At 46.5% G+C, this 1298-nt stretch carries 1 protein-coding gene; it reads right to left on the bottom strand.

The features are described 5' to 3' along the window. Window positions 1-9: 9 nt before the first annotated feature. Entirely contained in the window at window positions 10-1170 is a 1161-nt protein-coding gene (locus AACX33_RS05855; protein ID WP_194002850.1) for a ligand-binding sensor domain-containing protein, read from the bottom strand. Window positions 1171-1298: the final 128 nt, after the last annotated feature.

Genomic DNA, 1298 nt, shown 5'->3' with positions numbered 1-1298 from the left:
CCCCCTGCCTCATTCAACCGCCCGGCTAAAAGCCAGATGAGGTTTTGCACTGCCTCTAGTAGGCATTAACCAACCTAGACCTTCACTAGTCCCAATCCATAATTTATTGCCGATATCGGGCGCAAGGGCAAGAACTCGGCTAGAAGGAAGTCCCGCAACTTCGTCTAAGACAGCTCCTGTATGTGGATTTAATCGTAACAAACCATTGTGAGTTCCCACCCACAGGCTACCATCTTGAGCAAAGCGCACTGCTGTGACATTTCGCCCCCGGAGTCGAGTTACAGACCGCAAAACTGCACCAGTTTTGGGATTAATCACGAGCAAACTATTTGGCATTCCTGCCCAAATTAAACCTTCTGGACTAATAGCTAAGGTTTGCACCGTAGACCCAGGTAACTGGTTAATCCGCTGCATAATTAAAGCGCTAGCAGTATTTACCCGCACCAGTCCATCCAAAGTACCAACCCATAGTTGACCCTCAGCATCTAAAGTCATGGCGTTGGCGCTGACACCAGGCAAATTTTTCAATGTCGTCATAATTAAGCCTTGGTCGGGACTAACTAGTGCCAAACCATTATCAGTTCCAGCCCACAAATATCCCCGCTTGTCAACCAACAACGACAAAACTCGTTTGGAAGGCAAAAATAAATTTTGGGCGGTAATTTCACTCGTGCGGGGGTCTACTCGCTTCAGTCCCTCATAAGTTCCTACCCACAAGCGACCCACTTTATCTTCTGCCAATGCACCAATTGCCACATTTGGTAAACTCACACGAGCTAAAATTCCGCCTGTGTTTGGGTCAATCCGCGATAATCCCCGCCATGAACCCACCCAGAGATTGCCTGTAAAATCTCCTAGTAGGTTATTTACACGATAATCTGTTTCTAGCGATCGCTCTTGGATTGTTCGTTCATCAGGTAAAGGGTCGATCCCTGGCGGTGGTGAAGTAGCCGGATAAGAAGGAGTTAACTCAGATGAATCCACATCAGGAGTTTTTTGTGGCGGTGCATTCGTACCAATTTTCTCTGCCCTGGCTGCATTTGTCATAGTGACAAAACCAATGCTTGGCAAAGCTATCAAACCCAGAAATATAGAAGTAAGCAATAATTTATGACGTTTGCGAAGTAATCCCACAATGACATTTCCTTTAAAGACAGTACCCACAGCCATTACCTAATCTGGCTAGCAGTTAACTTCAGTATTCCCCCTGTCAGCGTCTTTTAAACAAATACTTAGTCATTAGTCATTGGTCATTGGTCATTGGGAAGTTACCGTCTTCCCCCCCTGCTCCCTGCTCC

Origin of the sequence: Nodularia sp. LEGE 04288, assembly GCF_963896525.1 — a bacterium.
GTDB lineage: Bacteria > Cyanobacteriota > Cyanobacteriia > Cyanobacteriales > Nostocaceae > Nodularia.
The sequence above is the reverse complement of the archived record's forward strand: the minus strand, read 5'-3'. Positions and strand labels throughout refer to the sequence as shown.